Source organism: Ferruginibacter sp., from assembly GCF_031430955.1.
Lineage (GTDB): Bacteria > Bacteroidota > Bacteroidia > Chitinophagales > Chitinophagaceae > Ferruginibacter.
In genome coordinates, this window is the sequence record NZ_JANPCM010000277.1 from 1 (window position 1) to 1,883 (window position 1,883).

General features: G+C 32.0%; 3 protein-coding genes. 1 reads left to right on the top strand and 2 read right to left on the bottom strand.

What is annotated here, in order from left to right; all coding sequences use genetic code 11:
- The coding region (locus ACY65O_RS07845; RefSeq protein ID WP_462220301.1) for an outer membrane beta-barrel protein at nt 1-484 on the top strand (484 nt) is incomplete at its 5' end.
- 22 nt (nt 485-506) lie between these two features.
- Here the strand turns inward: ACY65O_RS07845 and ACY65O_RS07850 are convergent.
- Both ACY65O_RS07850 and ACY65O_RS07855 read right to left on the bottom strand, forming a co-directional pair.
- The gene (locus tag ACY65O_RS07850) at nt 507-1,211 is read right to left on the bottom strand and encodes a hypothetical protein (RefSeq protein ID WP_462220302.1); all 705 of its coding nucleotides are present in this window, start codon (nt 1,209-1,211) and stop codon (nt 507-509) included.
- Between the two features lie 28 nt (nt 1,212-1,239).
- Nucleotides 1,240-1,761 (bottom strand): hypothetical protein, encoded by a 522-nt coding sequence (locus ACY65O_RS07855; protein ID WP_462220303.1) that lies wholly within the window; start codon nt 1,759-1,761, stop codon nt 1,240-1,242.
- Between the last annotated feature and the right edge of the window lie 122 nt (nt 1,762-1,883).

The window sequence follows — 1,883 nt, forward strand, 5'->3', positions numbered from 1 at the left end:
AGAATATGAAGCCAACACCTGGGCGGGCTACACATTGAGTAAAAAAACAAAATTGAATTTGAGTTTGGGTTACAGTTATAATGTGTACAGCAACCACGACAGAACCGTAAACCGCTACCGCAATGGCGGCTCCATTTTTTCAACCTTTAACGGCAGTTACCAGTTTAACGATTTATTCAACAGTAACGCCAGCATTACTTACAACCGCTTTGCCAATCCGCAGGGCAACGTAAGAAGTACATTAAGTATGAGTATGGGCGTGCAGCAAAAATTATTTAAAAAGAAAATGGTGCTGGCAGTAAGTGTTATTGATCCCTTCAGGCAGCAGCAAAATAAAAACTTTACTTACGCCAGTAATTTTAATTTAGAAAGTTACAGCACTACTAAGACAAAAAATTTTAGAATTGCATTGAGTTATATTTTTAATAAGAAGGTGAAGAAGAATAATAAAATGGAGTTGTTGAAAAAAGCAGGAATAAAATAATAAAAACATTTTGGCACTTATCTTATTCTGAATTTTTTGGAGGTGTGAATTTAGCTTTTATTTTCTTGGGCATCCAATCAATTATTTCTTGTTTGGAACTACTAAAATACTTTTGCCTTACTTTTTTGTTTTCGAGGAAATTTATTTTTTTAGAGGGTTCTTTTATATAAGAATTTATCAATGAGAAATATCTTACTAATTGCGTTTTAATTTGATTTTCACAATAAATACTTTCAATTTTTAAAATCGAATCGGTCCAATTCTCAGGAATAGAGAAAGTATCAACGTACTTCTCATCAAAATAATAAATCGGATTGTATTCAGCATTTTTGCTAAACCCTTCAGGAGTTTGTTTAAAGAAGGTTTTCTTCAATAATTGGTATTGAGAATTTGTAATGTTAATGACCCAAAAAAGATAGTTTGGATTAGGGTTATCGTGCCCAGAGGAAAAATAAATTTGTTCAGGAGTAATTGTTAGGTAATAAGAACCATCATTACAGATAGAATTCCAGAAAAATCTAAAACATTTTTTCTGCAGAGCAACTTTCGATAAAGTTTTATCCTGATAAATAACTCCATTAACAGAATCAGAAAATGCAGATTGAGGGATATAGAAATAATCTTTTTTATCAATGGTTTTTACGAATATATATTTGCTTTTTGTTTGTGCAATAAGATTTAAACTAACAATGAAAAAGAAAATAATAATTATAAAAGCAGCTTTCATAAAGGAATTTCTATAATCAAATTATAAATTAGATAGTTGACTTCTTTAAATCAATCTTCTTACTCAACCAACTCTCCTTAACCGGCACAATCCATTTCTCCAGCAGTTCTTTTTTAGTAAGCACAGTATTATTAAAATACAAGGTATCTGCATTTATAAAATTATTTTCTACCGCATAATTTAATTGCGATAAAGGCAGCAATTGAATTTTATCTTTTACAATAAAAGCCAGGTTTTGCCGGTTAAAAAGATCCACATTAAATTTTTGCTCAATTTCTTTTATTAAACGAACAGAACTGTCGGTGCTGCAGCCACTAACTCCGCCGAAGGCGGATTCATCTGCCATTAAAATTATAAACTGCCCAAAAAATAAATTGGCAAAACCTTTTACGGTATCGCCATGGCTTTTCCAGTTGGAAACAAAATTGTTAAACATGTCTTCCATTTCAAAAGCTTCGCTCATTAAAAATAAACGGCTGCTTTGGTAAATCCATACTTTGGAATTATCATCAAAGTCTTCAGGGATATGTTCTGTGATATCTGTATTCATTGTTCGTAATTTTTTTACATTTCAATCTTCGCAATAATCTTCTACATTTCTCTCCCCTCCGGGGTTCTCTGATAAGAGAACGAACAAAGTTCAAGGAGGGGCCGCTCTACATTGATAAAGCC